We start from the raw sequence: 15,121 nt of genomic DNA, 5'->3' as shown, positions 1-15,121 counted from the left end.
AGCGGCTAGCCCTAGCGAATGATGGCGATGCGCGCCTGGAGCCGGCGGACGCCGAAGGACGCGATACAGGAAATGGTGAAGTAGACGACAGCTGCGAACAGATACATTTCGACCAGGCGCCCGTCGCGCTGCGCGACCTTGCTGGCGGCGCCGAGGAAGTCGGTGATCGACAGCACGTAGACCAGCGAGGTGTCCTGGAACAGCACGATGGTCTGCGTGATCAGGACCGGCAGCATGTTGCGGAAGGCCTGCGGCAGCACGACGTAACGCATGGTCTGGGCGTAGGTCAGCCCGAGCGCGCTGGCCGCGGCCGGCTGTCCGCGCGAGATCGACTGGATGCCGGCACGCATGATCTCGGAGAAGTACGCGGCCTCGAACATGATGAAGGTGATGAGCGAGGAGGCGAACGCACCGACACTGATCGGGCGCGAGGCGCCGGTCACCCACTGCCCGATATAGGGCACCAGGAAGTAGAACCAGAAGATGACCAGCACCAGCGGCAGCGAGCGCATGAAGTCGACATAGATGCCGGCGATGCGGCCGAGGGTCTTGTAGCCGGACAGCCGCATCAGCGCGAGCGCCGTTCCGAAGATGAGACCGCCGAGGGCCGCGAGCCCGGTCAGCGTCAGCGTGAACGTCATGCCCTCGAAGAACAAATAGGGCAGCGCGCGGCGGATGACGTCGAAATCGAGATTGCCGAACATCGCTTATTTCCCCGTGATGTAGCCGGGGATCGCGACCCAGCGTTCGAGGAAGCGCATCGCGGTCACGACGACGGCGTTGACGAGGAGATAGAGGAGGGTCGCGGCGGTGAAGGCCTCGAATACCTGGAACGAGAATTCCTGCATCGAGCGCGCCTGTCCGGTCAGCTCGAGCAGACCGATGGTGATCGCGACCGCCGTGTTCTTGATGGTGTTGAGAAACTCGGAGGTCAGCGGCGGCAGGATGATACGGAACGCCATCGGCAGCAGCACGTAGCGATAGCCTTGAAACGTGGTCAGACCCAGCGCGGTTGCGGCCATCTTCTGCCCGCGCGGCAGCGAACCGATGCCGGCCTGCAATTGCACGGCGACACGGGCCGACATGAAGAAGCCGACGCCGATCGCGGCCGTCCAGAACGGCGCGTTCGGCAGTTGCTTCAGCCAGGTGCCAGCGGCCTTCGGCAGCAGTTCCGGCAGCACGAAGAACCACAGGAACAGCTGCACCAGCAGCGGCATGTTGCGGAAGAATTCGACGTAAGCGAAGCCGAACCAGTTCGCCCCCTTCGACGGCAGCGTGCGCATCACGCCGACGATCGAGCCGGTGATCAGCGCGATGACCCAGGCCAGCGCCGCGGTCTTGAGGGTCAGCGCCAGGCCCGACAGCAGCATGTCGAGATAGGTGCCGGTCCCCATCGGGTTCGGCTGGAAGAAGATTCCCCAGTTCCAGTTGTAGTTCACGTGTCCCCCGCGCGAACGCGTCCGTCATGGACGTCTTGAGAAAAGTCTTCGGGCCTATGCAAATGTCCGGCCACCCTGGTGTCAAGAGTGGCCGGACATGATCTCGATCGAAAGATCGAGGTTATCTTACTTATAGTCGTCCGGGTTCGGCGAGTCCGAAGGTTTTGCGAATTCGTTCTTCAGCTCGGCCGAGATCGGCGTGTTGAGGTTCAGGCCCTTCGGCGGGATCTTGGCGGTGAACCACTTCTCATAGATCTTCTGGGCCTCACCGGAGGTGTAGAGCGCCGCCGTCGCCGCATCGACGACTTTCTTGAAGGCGGCGTCGTCCTTGCGCAGCATGATGCCGTAGGGCTCCGGCTTGGAGAACGCGTCCTTGGAGACGGCGTAGTCATCCGGCGACTTCGAGCCGGCGACGAGGCTCGCGAGCAGGATGTCGTCCATGACGAAGGCGACCGCGCGGTCGGTCTCGACCATCAGGAAGGCTTCGGCGTGGTCCTTGGCCGGGATGATGTTGGCGCCGAGGCCCTTGGCGACGTTGGCTTCGGTCAACTGCTTGATGTTGGTGGTGCCGGCAGTCGAGACCACGGTCTTGCCCTTGAGGTCGTCGATCGACTTCAGGCCGCTCGACTTCTTGAAGACGTAGCGGCTGGCGGTCAGGAAGTGGGTGTTGGTGAAGGCGACCTGCTTCTGGCGCTCGGCGTTGTTGGTGGTCGAGCCGCATTCGAGGTCGATCGTGCCGTTGGCCATCAGCGGAATACGCGTCGCCGACGTGACCGGGTTGAGCTTGACCTCGAGCTTGTCGAGCTTGAGCTCCTTCTTCACGGCGTCGACGATCTTGTAGCAGATGTCCATCGCGAACCCGACGGGCTTCTGATTGTCGTCGAGATAGGAGAACGGGATCGAGGAATCGCGGAAGCCCAGCGTGATGGCGCCGGTGTCCTTGATGTTCTTCAGCGTGCCGGTCAGCTCCTGGGCCCCGGCCTGGCTGACGGCGAAGGTCGCGGCGAGCGCGAGGCCGATGCTACGGAAATGTTTCACTTTTTTGTCCCCTTTCAGGATGATGCGGCCGGATGCAAGCACAAATCGGCCCGGATTAGAATGTGACTTTCGGCGAGATCGCAGCTCAGGTTAACGGGCGTGGTAATTCTCCGAGATCCCAGAACAGCCCGGCCATCACCGTCAAGGCCTCCTCGGTCAAGGGCAGCAGGATGTGCTCATTGGGCGCATGCTGGGAACAGCCGGGATAGGAGTGCGGGACCCAGATCGTCGGCAGGCCCAGAATCTCGGAAAACACGTCGTTCGGCAGCGAGCCGCCGAAATTCGGCAGCACCGCCGGCGGCTTGCCGGTGGTCTCCTGAACCGAATCCGCCGCCCATTTGATCCAGGGGCTGTCGAAATCGGTGCGCGACGCGGCAAAGCTCTGGGCGGCGCGCACCTCGACCATCGGAAAACCCTTCTGGACCAGATGCGCGCGGACGGCGTCGACCAGGCCGTCGACCTTGGTGCCGACCACGAAACGCAGTTGCAGCACGGCATTGGCGTGGCCGGGAATGGCGTTGGCCGGCTTCTCGATATTGCCCGACGACATCGCCAGCACTTCGAGCGTGTTCCAGGCATAGAGCCGCTCGGCGGCCGACAGGCCCTCCTCGCCCCAATTCTCCGCAAGCGCAGGCTCGTCCTCGGTTGGGACCACCTGCACGTCGGCCAGATAGCTGCGGATCTGGTTGGTGAGGCGCGGCGGCTTCAGCGCGTCGAGCTGGAGGCGACCATGGCCGTCGACCAGCGTCGAGATCGCGTTGACCAGGATAGTCGCGGGATTGGCGAGCACGCCGCCCCAATTGCCGGAATGATGACCGCCGTCGCGCAAATTCACGTCGAGATGAATGCGGATGCCGCCACGACAGCCCAGGAACAAGGTCGGCCGGTCGGCGGACAGGCGCGGCCCGTCGGAGGCCATGAACAGATCGGCCTTGAGCGCATCGCGATTGAGATCGCAGACCTTGCCGAGATCGGGGGAGCCGATCTCCTCGCCCATCTCGACGATGAACTTGGCATTGAAGCCGAGCTTGCCGCCACGGGCCTCGCGCACCGCGCGAAGCGCCGCCATGTTGATGCTGTGCTGGCCCTTGTTGTCGGCGGTGCCGCGGCCATAGAGCCGCGTACCCGCAACCGTCGTGCGCCAGGGATCGCGGCCGTCGCGCCACTCGCCCTCCATGCCGTCGACGACGTCGCCATGGCCGTAGATCAGCACGGTCGGCGCGGAGGCGCTCTCCTGATGCTCGGCGAACAGGAACGGGGCCTTGCCGCTGGGAGATTCAACGATGCGGCTGGTAAAATCGAGCGCAGCGAAGGCCGGCTGCATCTCCTGTTCGAGATAGCCGCGCAGCTCCGCGCCACGCGACGGATTCTGGCTTTCGGTCCGATAAGCAACGCGGCGGTCGAGCTCGCTGAGGAACGCCCCGGATTTGAAATCGTCACGGGCGCGGGTGATGGCATCGGCTCTGGTCATGGCTGCTTTTCAAGACTTTCGGACGAAGGACCCTACCCGAGACAGGTAGCCCTTCGAAAGTGGCGGGGGTTGGATAGTTCTTCGAGTTCTCTTGGGATTTCGTTCTTGCTCTCTTGAGATTGGCTTGCCAAGTGCAGCGGGGCCGCCGATTTTGGCCTTGCCAAGGTGGCGTCATCCAAGTTCAGGATATGCAAGAACTCCGCCAAGTTCGGGCGCACGTCTATCATTCGAAGAGCGCTCAGTACAGGGCGCCGAGGGACCAGCATGGCCAAGCAGATCAGGCTCAACGCCTTTGCGATGAATTGCGTCGCACACCAGTCGCCGGGCCTGTGGACCCACCCGCGCGATCGCACCGCCGAATATAACCGCCTGCCCTACTGGATCGACCTCGCCAGAACGCTGGAGCGCGGCCGTTTCGACGGCTTATTCCTGGCCGACGTGCTCGGCGTCTATGACGTCTATGGCAACAGCCCTGACGCAGCCTTGCGCAATGCGGCGCAGACGCCGTCGAACGAGCCGCTGCTGTTGCTGTCGGCGATGGCGGCGGTGACGCAAAATCTCGGCTTCGGCGTCACCAGCAATCTCTCGTACGAACCGCCCTATCCGTTTGCGCGGCGAATGTCGACGCTCGACCATCTCACCGAGGGACGGATCGGCTGGAATGTCGTCACTGGCTATCTCGACAGCGCCGCGCGCGGCGCCGGCAAGGACAAGCAGACCGGGCACGACGACCGCTACGACATCGCCGACGAATATATGGAAGTCGTCTACAAGCTCTGGGAAGGGAGCTGGGAGGACGACGCCGTGCTGCGGGATCGCAAGCGCGGCATCTTCACCGATCCCAGCAAAGTTCATCGCGTCAACCACGAGGGCACGAATTACCGGATCAACAACACCATTCATTTGAGCGAACCGTCACCGCAGCGTACGCCCGTGCTGTACCAGGCTGGCACTTCGCCGCGTGGCCGGCAGTTCGCGGCGCGCCACGCCGAATGCGTGTTCATGTCGGGACCGTCGGCCAAGGTGATCTCACCGCGCGTCTCCGCGATCCGGCAAGAGGCAGCCGCACTCGGCCGCAATCCGGCCGAGATCCTGATGTTCTCGATGATGACGATCATCCTGGGACGGACCGAAGCCGAGGCGAAAGAGAAATACGCCGACTATCGCCGTCACATCAGCCCCGAGGGCGCACTGGCGCTGATGTCGGGATGGACCGGCGTCGACTTCTCCGGCTACGATTTCGACCAGCAGGTGTGTCACGTCCAGAACGACGCCGGCCGCAGCGCGATGGACAATGTCACCCGCGCCGATCCTGACCGCGTCTGGACCGTCCGCGACGTCATCGAGCATGTCGGGGTCGGCGGCGCCGGCCCGGTCGTGGTCGGCACGCCCGAAAGTGTCGCCGACAAGATCGAGCAATGGTTCGAGGCGACCGATGTCGACGGCCTCAACGTCGCGTTCGCGATCTCGCCCGGCGATTTCGAGGACATCGCCGACATGCTGGTGCCGGAGCTGACCCGGCGCGGGCGGTACAAGCCGGAATACGCCAACGGCACGCTACGCGAGAAGCTGTTCGGCGACGGCCGGGCGAGGCTCGGCGCACCGCATCCGGCGGCGGGGTATCGCGTGGGGAGCAAGGGGTAGCGCTCCCGGGTACGCTGTCATTCCCCGCGCAGGTGGGGAATCCAGTACGCCGCGGCTTTCCCGTAGACAACAGCCGCCTCTGGAATACTGGATCGCCCGGACGAAGCCGGGCGATGACACCGAGTGTATGGAGATTGGATCGCGTCTCAGACCTTCCCGTCCACCATCACCTCGATCAGCTTCGTCCCCGGCCGGTTGAACGCCGACGCCAGCGTCGCCTTCAATTCCCGGGGATCGCTGACCTTGATCGCCTCGCAGCCGAGTGCCTTCGCCACGCCGGCGAAATCCACCGGCGGATCGACGAAATCCATGCCGACGTAATTGTCATCGCCATGGAAGGCGAGCAGGCGCTGCTTGATGATGCGGTAGCCGCCATTGTTGACGATGACGACGTTGAGCGGCAGCTTGTGATGCGCGGCCGTCCAGAGCGACTGGATCGAATACATCGCGCTGCCGTCGCCGGAGAAGCACACCACGGGACGATCCGGATTGGCGATGCTGGCGCCGACTGACGCCGGCAGGCCCCAGCCGATGCCGCCGGAGGCAAGGCCGTGATAGCCATAGCGGTCGCGGTGCGGACGCAGCGCCGTGATCTGGCGGCTCGAGGTGAGGCCTTCGTCAACGAGGATCGCATGGTCGGGCATGGCCTCGACCATTTGCAGCACCAGAAAATCCGGATCGATGGGGCTACGGCCCGCGCTCTTGCCGATCTGCTCGACAAGCCCGGCGCGGCGCGCGGTCCAGTTCTTCGGTGCGAGCTCGGCGAGACGCTGTTTGGCCCGGCTTGCCAGCGCGGCACCGCCCATCTCCTTCAGCACCGGGATCAGCGCGCGCAGTGTTTCCTTCAAGTCCGCCTTAAGCGCGATCTCGACGCCGTAGTTCTTGGCGATCTCCCAATCGACAAGGCCGACCTGAACGATGCCGAGCCCGTCAGGCAGGGCGTCGACCTCGCTATGGACCGACATCCGCAGGGGATCGCCGCCGAGCGCGATCAGCAGATCGTAAGGCGCCAGCGTATCGCGCGCGACCTTCTGCATGCGCGCCAGCGTGCCGACGAAGCTCGGGCTTTCCGAGAGGAAGTGTGCGCCGTAGGGTGTCGAAGATTGGTAAGCGGCCGCGCCGAGCAGCTCGGCGAGCTCGGCCGCCTCCTTCAGCGCGTCACTCTTGACCACCTCGTCCATGGTGACGATCACGGGGCGCTCGGCCTTGAGCAGGCGCGCGGCAAAGGCCCTGAGTGCTTCATCCGACGGTCTTGTGCGCGCGTCGATGCGGGTGGAGCGGCCGAGATCGATGCCGGCCTCGCTGTTGAGGATGTCGCCCGGAAGCGAGATGAACACCGGCCCCGTCGGCGGTGTCATCGCGACCTTGGCGGCGCGCCGCACGATGCGCGGCAGATCTTCCAGCCGTGTCACCTCGACCGCCCATTTCACCAGCGGCTCGGCCATACGCACCAGCGGGCCATACAGCACCGGCTCCATCAGGCCATGGCCCTGCTCCTGCTGGCCGGCCGTGAGGATCATCGGCGTGCCCGTGAACTGCGCGTTGTAGAGCGAGCCCATCGCGTTGCCGAGGCCGGGCGCGACATGGACGTTGCAGGCCACGAGCTTTCCCGAGGCGCGGCTGTAGCCGTCGGCGATCGCGACCACCAGGCTCTCCTGCATCGCCATTACATAGGTGAGATCGGGATGATCCTTCAGCGCATGCATGATCGGCAACTCGGTGGTGCCGGGGTTGCCGAACAGATGCGTGATGCCCTCGTCCTTGAGCAGCGCGAGAAAGGCAGAGCGGCCGGTGATCTTGTTCTTCATGTTTCCTCCAGGAGCGGACGTTGCCGCAAGGACGAGCACATGATGGCCGAAGTTTTGGGAGGCACGCAATGGAGCGCGGTCATGGCTGCGTTGCGCCGGAGCGGCAAACTGCGCTCTCATGTCCCGGACGCGGCGCAGCGCGGAGCGGTGCGACGCTGAGCCGGGACCCGGAAACAGGCACCGCACCCGCTGGTGCATGGGCCCCGGCTCAGCGCACCACCGAAGAGGTGCTGCGCTGCGTCCGGGGCACGAGAGCAGAGTGCGCGGCGCGCTCTACATCTCCTCGCGCCCCAGCTCGAACGGATCCTCGCCGCCGGCCCGCTTCTTCTTTTTCGAGCGCTGCCAGACCACGCCGGGAAAGCCCTTCAGCGGCACCAGCGGCTCGCCGGTATAGGCCCATTCCTGCAGCTCTTCGATCGCGATGTGGTAGAGCGGCTGGCGGCCGGTGCGCTCCTTGAACAGGGCGCGGGGGATGTTGACCATGTGCGGGCCGCGCGGGCGCTCATAGGCGATCGGCGTGCCGCAATGGGAGCAGAAGCTGCGCGCGGTCTTCGTTGCCTTGTCCTCGTAGCGGGTGAGCGCGGTCTTGCCTGAGGTGATGCGAAAGCGCTTCTTCCAGCTTCCGACATAGGTCGCATAAGCCGCGCCGTGCGCGCGGCGGCTCGCGGCGGAATGATCGTGCCAGGCCCAGCGCGCAGGAATGTCGATCTCGAAGGTGACCTTGCCGCAGAGGCATTGCCCGGTGGCGATTCCTGCGGCGGCTGCGGCTTTGGCCATGGAAGTCTCCCAACGCTTCGCGTCGCCCCGGAATGACGGCAAGTCAGGCCGGCGTCAGCTCGTCATAAACAGGATAATCCGTGTACCCCTTCTCTTCGCCGCCATAGAACGTCGCACGATTATACGGCGTGATCGGATAACCGTGCTCCAGGCGCCGCGGCAGATCGGGGTTGGAGATGAAAATGCGGCCGAACGCGATGATGTCGGCGTGGCCATCGGCGATCGCGGCGTTTGCGGTCTCGCCGGTGAAGCCGCCGGCCGTCATCAGCACACCGCTGTTGTATTGGCGGAACAGCACCATCGCCGACGGCACGTTCTCCCAGTGGACGTCGGCGCGGCCGGCGCCTGAGGAGCGCGGCTCGATGAAGTGGAGATAGGCGAGGCCGAGCTTGTCGAGCGCCTTCACGACGTGCGTGTAGAGCGGCATCGGATCGGGCTCGCCGGAATCATTGGCGATGCCATGCGGCGACAGCCGCACGGCGACGCGGTTCGCACCCCAGACGTCGATCGCGGCTTGCGTGACGTCGAGCAGCAGCCGCGCGCGGTTCTCGATTGAACCGCCGTATTGATCGGTGCGCTGGTTGCTGCGCGATTGCAAAAATTGCTCGAGCAGATAGCCGTTGGCGCCGTGGATTTCGACGCCGTCGAACCCGGCGGCGAGCGCGTTCTTCGCGCCCTGCCGGAACGCCTCGACGATGCCCTTGACCTCGTCCGTCTCCAGCGCGCGCGGCGTCTCGTAATCGGCGATCTTGCCGTCGGCCGTCATCGCCTTCATGCCCTCGGCCTTGATCGCAATCGCGGAGGCCGAGACCGGCAGCGCACCGCCATGAAAGGAGGAATGCGAGACGCGGCCGACATGCCAGAGCTGAAGAAAAATGATGCCGCCCTTGGCGTGCACGGCATCGACCACCTTGCGCCAGCCGGCTACTTGCGCGTCCGAATAGATGCCCGGCGTCGCCGGGTTGCCGCGGCCGTGTGAGACCACAGGCGAGGCTTCGGCGATCAGCAGGCCGCCGTTTGTCGCGCGCTGGCCGTAATATTCGGCGTTGAGCGGCCGCGGCGAGAAGCTCTCGCGCTCGGCGCGCATGCGCGTCAGCGGCGCCAGCGCGACGCGATGCGCAAGCTTGTACGGACCGACCTGCAACGGTTGAAACAACGCCTCGAATTTCATGGGGGCCCCGGATGGCTAAGGAAGGATGCGGATCATATAGCGAGGGGCGGCCACCGGAAAAGGCGCCGCCCCTCTAAAGGCAGATATTCCCTCTCGCGGAACGCGGGAGAGACCAGGCCTTACGCCGTCTTGATCCAGACGGCCTTCACGTTGAGATATTCCTCGACGTGCTGCTTGCCGGATTCACGGCCATAGCCGCTCATCTTGTAGCCGCCGAACGGCACGGCCGGATCCATCGCTTGGTAGCAATTGACCCACACCGAACCGGCACGCAGGCTCTTCGCCACCGCATGCGCCTTGCTGACGTCGCGCGTCCACAGGCCGGAGCCGAGGCCGAACGTGGTGGCGTTGGCGCGTTTGACCAGTTCGTCCATGTCCTTGAACGCGATCGCGGAGATGACGGGACCAAAAATCTCCTCCTGCGCGATGCGCATGTTGTCCTGGACGCCTGCGAACACCGTCGGCGAGACGAAGAAGCCCTTCGACAGCGCGCCTTCCGTGATACGGCCGCCGCCGGCGAGAGCGCGCGCGCCTTCCTTCTGGCCGATGTCGAGATAGCCGGTGACGCGCTCGAGCTGCTGCTCGGACACCAGCGGGCCGATCTGGGTGTTGGGATCGAGGCCGTTGCCGACCTGGAGCTTCTTGCCGAACTCGGCGACGCGGCCGACGAACTCCTCGTAGATCGCCTGCTCGACGAACAGACGCGTGCCGGCACTGCAGATCTGCCCCGAATTGGCGAACACCGCCATCGCGGCACCCGGCACGGCGGCATCGAGATCGGCATCCGCGAACACGATGTCCGGCGACTTGCCGCCGAGCTCGAGCGAGACGCGCTTGAGGTTGCCGGCGGAGGCACGGATGATCGACTGGCCCGTGACATGCGAGCCGGTGAAGGCGACCTTGTCGACATCATGATGTGAGGCGAGCGCAGCGCCCGCGGTCTCGCCATAGCCGGGCACGACGTTGATGACACCCGGCGGAATGCCCGCTTCCATCGCCAGCTCGGCGATGCGCAGCGAGGTCAGCGGCGCCTCTTCGGCCGGCTTGAGCACCACGGTGCAGCCGGTCGCGATCGCAGGCCCAATCTTCCAGATCGTCGCGGTGAGCGGGCCGTTCCAGGGAATGATGGCGCCGACGACGCCGATCGGCTCCTTCAGCGTGTAGGAGAATATCTCGCCGGGCAGCGAGTTCTCGATGGTTTCGCCATGGATCGCGGTGGTCTGGCCGGCGTAATAGCGCAGCATGCCGACAGCGCGGAGGCGATAGGCGCGGGTGCGGCTGAGCGGCGCGCCCATGTCGAGCGTGTCGAGCTGCGACAATTCGTCGAAATTCTTCTCGACGAGATCGGCAAGCTTCAAGAGCAGGTTCTGCCGCTCGAACGGCTTGACCTTGCTCCACGGCCCCTCGAAGGCGCGACGGGCCGCGGCGACCGCACGGTCGATGTCTTCCTTGTCGCCCTCGGCGACTGTTGCGAGCAATTCGCCGGTGGCGGGATTGTGGGTCTCGAAGCGCTTGCCTGAGGCCGCATCGATCCACTTCCCGTCGATCAGCATCTGCTTGTAGGACCCGTTGGCGAACGGATGGCGCGTGATCGGAATAGCCTGCGACACAGCCATGGCTGCACTCCCTGTCAAATGATTGATTGGTTCGATCTGGGCGGGATCGTTAGGTCGATAAGAATACAGCGGTGCCGGATAGGCGTAAAGTCGGCGTGGAACGAAGACCTCCCATGCCGACTTGTGCAGGGTCGCGCGAGCGCCATGTTATAGCTCGGCCGCGCCCCTCCCCCGGAGACCAACCATGCCACATTCCGCCATCGTCAAAGACAATGTCGCCGTGATCACGGGTGGCGCATCCGGCATTGGACTGGCTGCCGCCGCGGCCTTCGCGCGCGCCGGCATGAAGGTGTGCATCGCTGACGTGGATCAGGCACGGCTGGCGGAGGCCGCAACAAAACTGTCATCCGTCACGTCCGCCACACATGTGATGACCTTCGCCGCCGATGTCAGCAAGGCCGAGAGCGTCGCGGAACTGGAGCGTGCCGTGCACGAACGCTTTGGCGGCACCGATCTCCTCATGAACAATGCCGGCATCCAGCCGGGCAGCACGCTGTTCGCCGAGCCGGACAACTGGCAGCGGATCGTCGGCGTCAACATGTGGGGCATCATCAACGGCTCGCGCATCTTCGCACCCGGCATGATCGCGCGCGGCAAAGCCGGCCTCATCATCAACACCGGCTCGAAACAGGGCATCACCACGCCGCCCGGCGATCCCGCCTACAACGTCTCCAAGGCCGGCGTGAAGGCGTTTACGGAAGCGCTCCAGCACGAGCTGCGCAATACGAAGGACTGCAAGATCAGCGCGCATCTCTTGATCCCCGGCTTTGTGTTCACAGGCCTCACTGCGAAGGGCCGCACCGAGAAGCCGGCCGGCGCCTGGACGCCGGAGCAGACCGTCGATTTCATGCTGGCACGGCTGGAGGCCGGCGACTTCTACATCCTGTGCCCGGACAATGACGTGCCGCGCGCGCTCGACGAAAAGCGCATGCTGTGGGCCGCCGGCGACATCGTCGAGAACCGCCCGCCGCTGTCGCGCTGGCACCCGGATCATGCAGATGCGTTCAAGAGGTTTGTGGAGGGGGAGTGACTGTTTTCCCCTCTCCCCTTGTGGGAGAAGGTGGCGCGAAGCGCCGGATGAGGGGTTCTCTCAACTGGCGCGATTTGTCCGTGAGGAGAGAACCCCTCACCCGGCTTCGCTTCGCGAAGCCACCCTCTCCCGCAAGGGGAGAGGGTGCGACCACGCCCTACAGCGTCTCTTGCTGGTGTCCGCAATTCTTGCAGGCGAACTTGACGCGGTTCTGGCCCTTTGGCGCCTGCACCCGGTTCGGGGCGCCGCACTTGCCGCAGACGGCCTCGATACGGGTATCGCCCTGCTTGACGACGATGGTCTTCTTTTCCATCGATTCGCGGATCAGGCGCTCGGCCTCTTCACGCAGGGATTGTTTCGACAAAGCTCATCTCCGCCTCTGGAAAGCGCGAGAGCCATAACGCACCTGCGCTGGAATCTCAATCGGCAATGCCGGCTCAGACCTCGACAATCACATAGCTGTCCTCGACATGCACCGGAAACGTCTCGGCAACATACGGGCCCTTCTGGAGCTCGTCACCGCGCGCCACCGCCACGGGATATGACCGGACCCTGACGCGTTTCGGGTCGAACCAGGACTGGCCGTTGCGCATGTCGAATTCCCAGCCGTGCCAGGGACATCGCAGCATCTCGCCGACGCGCGAACGCTCGTAAACGCCCGGCTCGGGCGAGGTCAGCCGCGCCACGCAGGCGGCCTTCTCCAGCGGAGCGCCCTCGTGCGGGCAGCGATTCAAGAGCGCAAAGAACTCGCCGTTGACGTGGAACACGACGATATCGCGGCCGGCGACATCGACGACCTTGTTGCCGCCGGGCGGGATCTCCGAGGTGGACGCAACGATGTGACGGGCCATGAGGTTCAGAACTTGTAGACCGCACGGGCATTGGTGCTGAAGATTTTCCTCCGCTCGGCTTCCGTGAGCGGCGCCTTGAAGGCGAAGCGCGGATCGTCGAAATCCCAGTGGGGATAGTCCGACGAGAACAAGAGACGGTCGATGCCGACCCATTCGATCAGCGCGCGCAGGTGCCGCGCCTCGTCGGGCTCGTCGATCGGCTGCGTCGTGAACCAGAAGTTTTCGCGGACATATTCGGACGGCTTGCGCTTGAGATGCGGCACCTCGCTGCGGAAGCGCTCGAAGTGCTGGTCCATGCGCCACACCGCCGACGCGATCCAGCCAAAACCGCCCTCGATGAAGACGATCTTCAGCTTCGGAAACCGCTCCGGCACCCCCTCGATGACGAGGCTGGCAAGCTGCGCCGCAATCGTATGCGCATTCGACTGGTGCTCCTCGACATAATAAGACGGCCAGCCGCCGCCGGTCGGTGCGTGGCCGCCATAGCCGCCGACATGGATGCCGAGCGGCAGGTCGAGCGCCTCGGCGCGCTCGTAGATCGGCCAGTAGCGGCGGCGGCCGAGCGGCTCGTTGGCCCGCGGCGAGACGTTGATCTGGATGTATTCGCCGATCCTGGCGCAGCGCTCGATCTCGGCAATCGCGAGGTCCACGCCATCCTGCCCGATCAGGATCGAGGCCTTCAGGCGGGGATCGCGATGCGACCAGAACGCCAGCTGCCAGTCGTTGATGGCGCGCTGGATCGCCGCCCCGAACTCGAGGTTCTGCTGCGAAAAGATAAAGAGATCGAGCACCTGAAGAATTCCGAACTCGACGTCGAGCGGATCGAGATGCTGCTTCTGCATGAAGGCGAGATCGGAGCCCGGCGGCCCACCTGTCGGCGGCCAGGCATCGCGGCGCGCGATCAGCGGCGAGGAGCGTGGATAGGGCGTGGTGAAGAGATACGGCGTCCGCAGATGGCTGCCAAATTCCTTCAAATGCTGCTGCCAGCGTTTCGGCAGGAACTCGTTGAGATCATCCGTCGATCTCAGGCTCGGATGCACGTCGCAATCGACGATGCGCAGGCGCGTTGGCGCGGTCTTTTCTTCCTCGAGCAATGGGCGGTCGATGACGTCACTCATGCGATCCTCCAAAATCTAGTTCAGAGACAGCCGCGGAAACGTCTCCAGCGGATTGTCGACGCACATCTTGTCGATGATGCTCTTCGGCAGATGCGGCGGGATCGGATCGTCGCCGTCGAACTGCCAGTGCGGATAGTCGGACGCGAACAGGAACATCTTTTCGGAGCCGATCTGGTCGATGATCTCCTCGACGCTTCGGGCATCAGAGGGCGCGTCGAACGGCTGCATGGTGACGCGGAAATTGTCGCGGATGATCGCCGCCGGCTCGCGCTCGACCCAGGGCACCTCGACGCGCACGCCGCGCCAGGTCTTGTTGGCGCGCCACATGAAGGCCGGCAGCCAGCTCACGCCACTCTCCATCAGCACGACCTTGAGCTCCGGGAATTTGCCGAACACGCCTTCATAGATCAAGCTCAATATCTGCGCCTGAAACGCCTGCGCCTCGACGAAGTAATATTCGTAGCGATGCGACGGCCAGCCGGCCGAGCTCGGTGCCTGCCGATACTGCGTGCCGGCGTGGATCGCGAGCGGCAGCTTGTACTTTTCCGCGAGCCGGTAGACCGGCCAGAAATGCCGCCGCCCCAGCAGCGTCTCGCCCTGTGCCAGCACCAGGATGGAGACGAAGCGATCGTCGCCGGCACGACGCTCGATCTCCTCGATCGCCAGATCTGGATCCTGCATCGGCACCACGATGGAAGCACGCAGGCGCGGATCGCGCGACAGCCATTCGGCGGCGATCCAGTCGTTGATGGCCTTGCAGAAATCGGCCGCCATGTAGGCATCGAACACGGCCTGCGCGCCATAGAGGACGTTGAGGATCGCGTGGCTGGCGCCAAGTTGCTCGAACGCGCCTTTCTGCACCATGGCAAGATCGGAGCCCGGCTTGGCGCCGTTGCTCGGCCGCCAATCGGCGCGGCCTGACAGCGGCATGCTCGGCGGATAGGAGGTGAGATCGAGCCCGTCGATGGCACGGCTCACCACCTGCTCTTTCCAGTGATCGCTGAGATAGGGCAGCAGCGTCGTGCGCGTGCCGCCAACCGCCGGGTGGATGTCGCAGTCGATCCGCGTCGCCACCATGAGCTTCCTCACGCAATCTCATTGGCGACGTTCTTGTGCGCCGCCAGCGCAGAGTGCCCCTGCCGGTCCGGTTCCGCAAGG

14 protein-coding genes are annotated in these 15,121 nt (G+C 64.5%); 2 read left to right on the top strand and 12 right to left on the bottom strand.

Going from position 1 to position 15,121, the window contains the following annotated elements:
- Positions 1–11: 11 nt before the first annotated feature.
- The 4 genes from I3J27_RS05450 to I3J27_RS05435 form a co-directional block, all read right to left on the bottom strand.
- On the bottom strand, positions 12–704 hold the full coding sequence (locus I3J27_RS05450) for an amino acid ABC transporter permease (RefSeq protein WP_270166149.1): 693 nt from the start codon (positions 702–704) through the stop codon (positions 12–14).
- Between the two features lie 3 nt (positions 705–707).
- Positions 708–1,439: an amino acid ABC transporter permease gene (locus tag I3J27_RS05445; RefSeq protein WP_270166147.1), complete on the bottom strand. Its 732-nt coding sequence runs from the start codon at positions 1,437–1,439 to the stop codon at positions 708–710.
- Between the two features lie 126 nt (positions 1,440–1,565).
- Positions 1,566–2,477, bottom strand: a complete 912-nt coding sequence (locus tag I3J27_RS05440; RefSeq protein WP_270166145.1) for an amino acid ABC transporter substrate-binding protein — start codon at positions 2,475–2,477, stop codon at positions 1,566–1,568.
- 85 nt (positions 2,478–2,562) lie between these two features.
- Positions 2,563–3,948, bottom strand: a complete 1,386-nt coding sequence (locus I3J27_RS05435) for a M20 family metallopeptidase (protein WP_270166143.1) — start codon at positions 3,946–3,948, stop codon at positions 2,563–2,565.
- A gap of 264 nt (positions 3,949–4,212) precedes the next feature.
- Here I3J27_RS05435 and I3J27_RS05430 point away from each other — a divergent pair, with 264 nt between their 5' ends.
- A complete protein-coding gene (locus I3J27_RS05430) occupies positions 4,213–5,592 on the top strand; it encodes an LLM class flavin-dependent oxidoreductase (protein ID WP_270166141.1) in 1,380 nt (459 codons plus the stop codon).
- 146 nt (positions 5,593–5,738) lie between these two features.
- Here the strand turns inward: I3J27_RS05430 and I3J27_RS05425 are convergent, their stop codons facing one another.
- The 4 genes from I3J27_RS05425 to I3J27_RS05410 form a co-directional block, all read right to left on the bottom strand.
- On the bottom strand, positions 5,739–7,400 hold the full coding sequence (locus I3J27_RS05425) for a thiamine pyrophosphate-binding protein (RefSeq protein WP_270166140.1): 1,662 nt from the start codon (positions 7,398–7,400) through the stop codon (positions 5,739–5,741).
- Between the two features lie 273 nt (positions 7,401–7,673).
- Positions 7,674–8,177 (bottom strand): GFA family protein, encoded by a 504-nt coding sequence (locus I3J27_RS05420; protein ID WP_270166138.1) that lies wholly within the window; start codon positions 8,175–8,177, stop codon positions 7,674–7,676.
- Between the two features lie 43 nt (positions 8,178–8,220).
- A complete protein-coding gene (locus tag I3J27_RS05415; RefSeq protein ID WP_270166137.1) occupies positions 8,221–9,348 on the bottom strand; it encodes an alkene reductase in 1,128 nt (375 codons plus the stop codon).
- A 119-nt stretch (positions 9,349–9,467) separates the two neighbouring features.
- Entirely contained in the window at positions 9,468–10,964 is a 1,497-nt protein-coding gene (locus I3J27_RS05410; RefSeq protein ID WP_270166135.1) for an aldehyde dehydrogenase family protein, read from the bottom strand.
- 184 nt (positions 10,965–11,148) lie between these two features.
- Here I3J27_RS05410 and I3J27_RS05405 point away from each other — a divergent pair, with 184 nt between their 5' ends.
- Entirely contained in the window at positions 11,149–11,994 is an 846-nt protein-coding gene (locus I3J27_RS05405) for an SDR family NAD(P)-dependent oxidoreductase (RefSeq protein ID WP_270166133.1), read from the top strand.
- Between the two features lie 157 nt (positions 11,995–12,151).
- Here the strand turns inward: I3J27_RS05405 and I3J27_RS05400 are convergent, their stop codons facing one another.
- The 4 genes from I3J27_RS05400 to I3J27_RS05385 form a co-directional block, all read right to left on the bottom strand.
- Positions 12,152–12,358, bottom strand: a complete 207-nt coding sequence (locus I3J27_RS05400) for a zinc ribbon domain-containing protein (protein WP_270166131.1) — start codon at positions 12,356–12,358, stop codon at positions 12,152–12,154.
- A 73-nt stretch (positions 12,359–12,431) separates the two neighbouring features.
- Entirely contained in the window at positions 12,432–12,845 is a 414-nt protein-coding gene (locus I3J27_RS05395) for a Rieske (2Fe-2S) protein (protein WP_270166130.1), read from the bottom strand.
- A gap of 5 nt (positions 12,846–12,850) precedes the next feature.
- Positions 12,851–13,963, bottom strand: a complete 1,113-nt coding sequence (locus tag I3J27_RS05390) for an amidohydrolase family protein (RefSeq protein ID WP_270166128.1) — start codon at positions 13,961–13,963, stop codon at positions 12,851–12,853.
- 15 nt (positions 13,964–13,978) lie between these two features.
- The gene (locus I3J27_RS05385) at positions 13,979–15,040 is read right to left on the bottom strand and encodes an amidohydrolase family protein (protein ID WP_270172575.1); all 1,062 of its coding nucleotides are present in this window, start codon (positions 15,038–15,040) and stop codon (positions 13,979–13,981) included.
- Positions 15,041–15,121: the final 81 nt, after the last annotated feature.

The sequence above is a fragment of the Bradyrhizobium xenonodulans genome (assembly GCF_027594865.1).
GTDB lineage: Bacteria > Pseudomonadota > Alphaproteobacteria > Rhizobiales > Xanthobacteraceae > Bradyrhizobium > Bradyrhizobium xenonodulans.
Note: the sequence above shows the minus strand (reverse complement) of the source record. Positions and strands in the feature narration are given on the sequence as shown.

Bases quoted from the DNA above. Each gene is read 5' to 3' on its own strand.
- I3J27_RS05450 (WP_270166149.1), bottom strand. From the start codon at position 704: ATGTTCGGCAATCTCGATTTCGACGTCATCCGCCGCGCGCTGCCCTAT.
- I3J27_RS05435 (WP_270166143.1), bottom strand. From the start codon at position 3,948: ATGACCAGAGCCGATGCCATCACCCGCGCCCGTGACGATTTCAAATCC.
- I3J27_RS05430 (WP_270166141.1), top strand. From the start codon at position 4,213: ATGGCCAAGCAGATCAGGCTCAACGCCTTTGCGATGAATTGCGTCGCA.
- I3J27_RS05425 (WP_270166140.1), bottom strand. From the start codon at position 7,400: ATGAAGAACAAGATCACCGGCCGCTCTGCCTTTCTCGCGCTGCTCAAG.
- I3J27_RS05420 (WP_270166138.1), bottom strand. From the start codon at position 8,177: ATGGCCAAAGCCGCAGCCGCCGCAGGAATCGCCACCGGGCAATGCCTC.
- I3J27_RS05415 (WP_270166137.1), bottom strand. From the start codon at position 9,348: ATGAAATTCGAGGCGTTGTTTCAACCGTTGCAGGTCGGTCCGTACAAG.
- I3J27_RS05410 (WP_270166135.1), bottom strand. From the start codon at position 10,964: ATGGCTGTGTCGCAGGCTATTCCGATCACGCGCCATCCGTTCGCCAAC.
- I3J27_RS05405 (WP_270166133.1), top strand. From the start codon at position 11,149: ATGCCACATTCCGCCATCGTCAAAGACAATGTCGCCGTGATCACGGGT.
- I3J27_RS05395 (WP_270166130.1), bottom strand. From the start codon at position 12,845: ATGGCCCGTCACATCGTTGCGTCCACCTCGGAGATCCCGCCCGGCGGC.
- I3J27_RS05390 (WP_270166128.1), bottom strand. From the start codon at position 13,963: ATGAGTGACGTCATCGACCGCCCATTGCTCGAGGAAGAAAAGACCGCG.
- I3J27_RS05385 (WP_270172575.1), bottom strand. From the start codon at position 15,040: ATGGTGGCGACGCGGATCGACTGCGACATCCACCCGGCGGTTGGCGGC.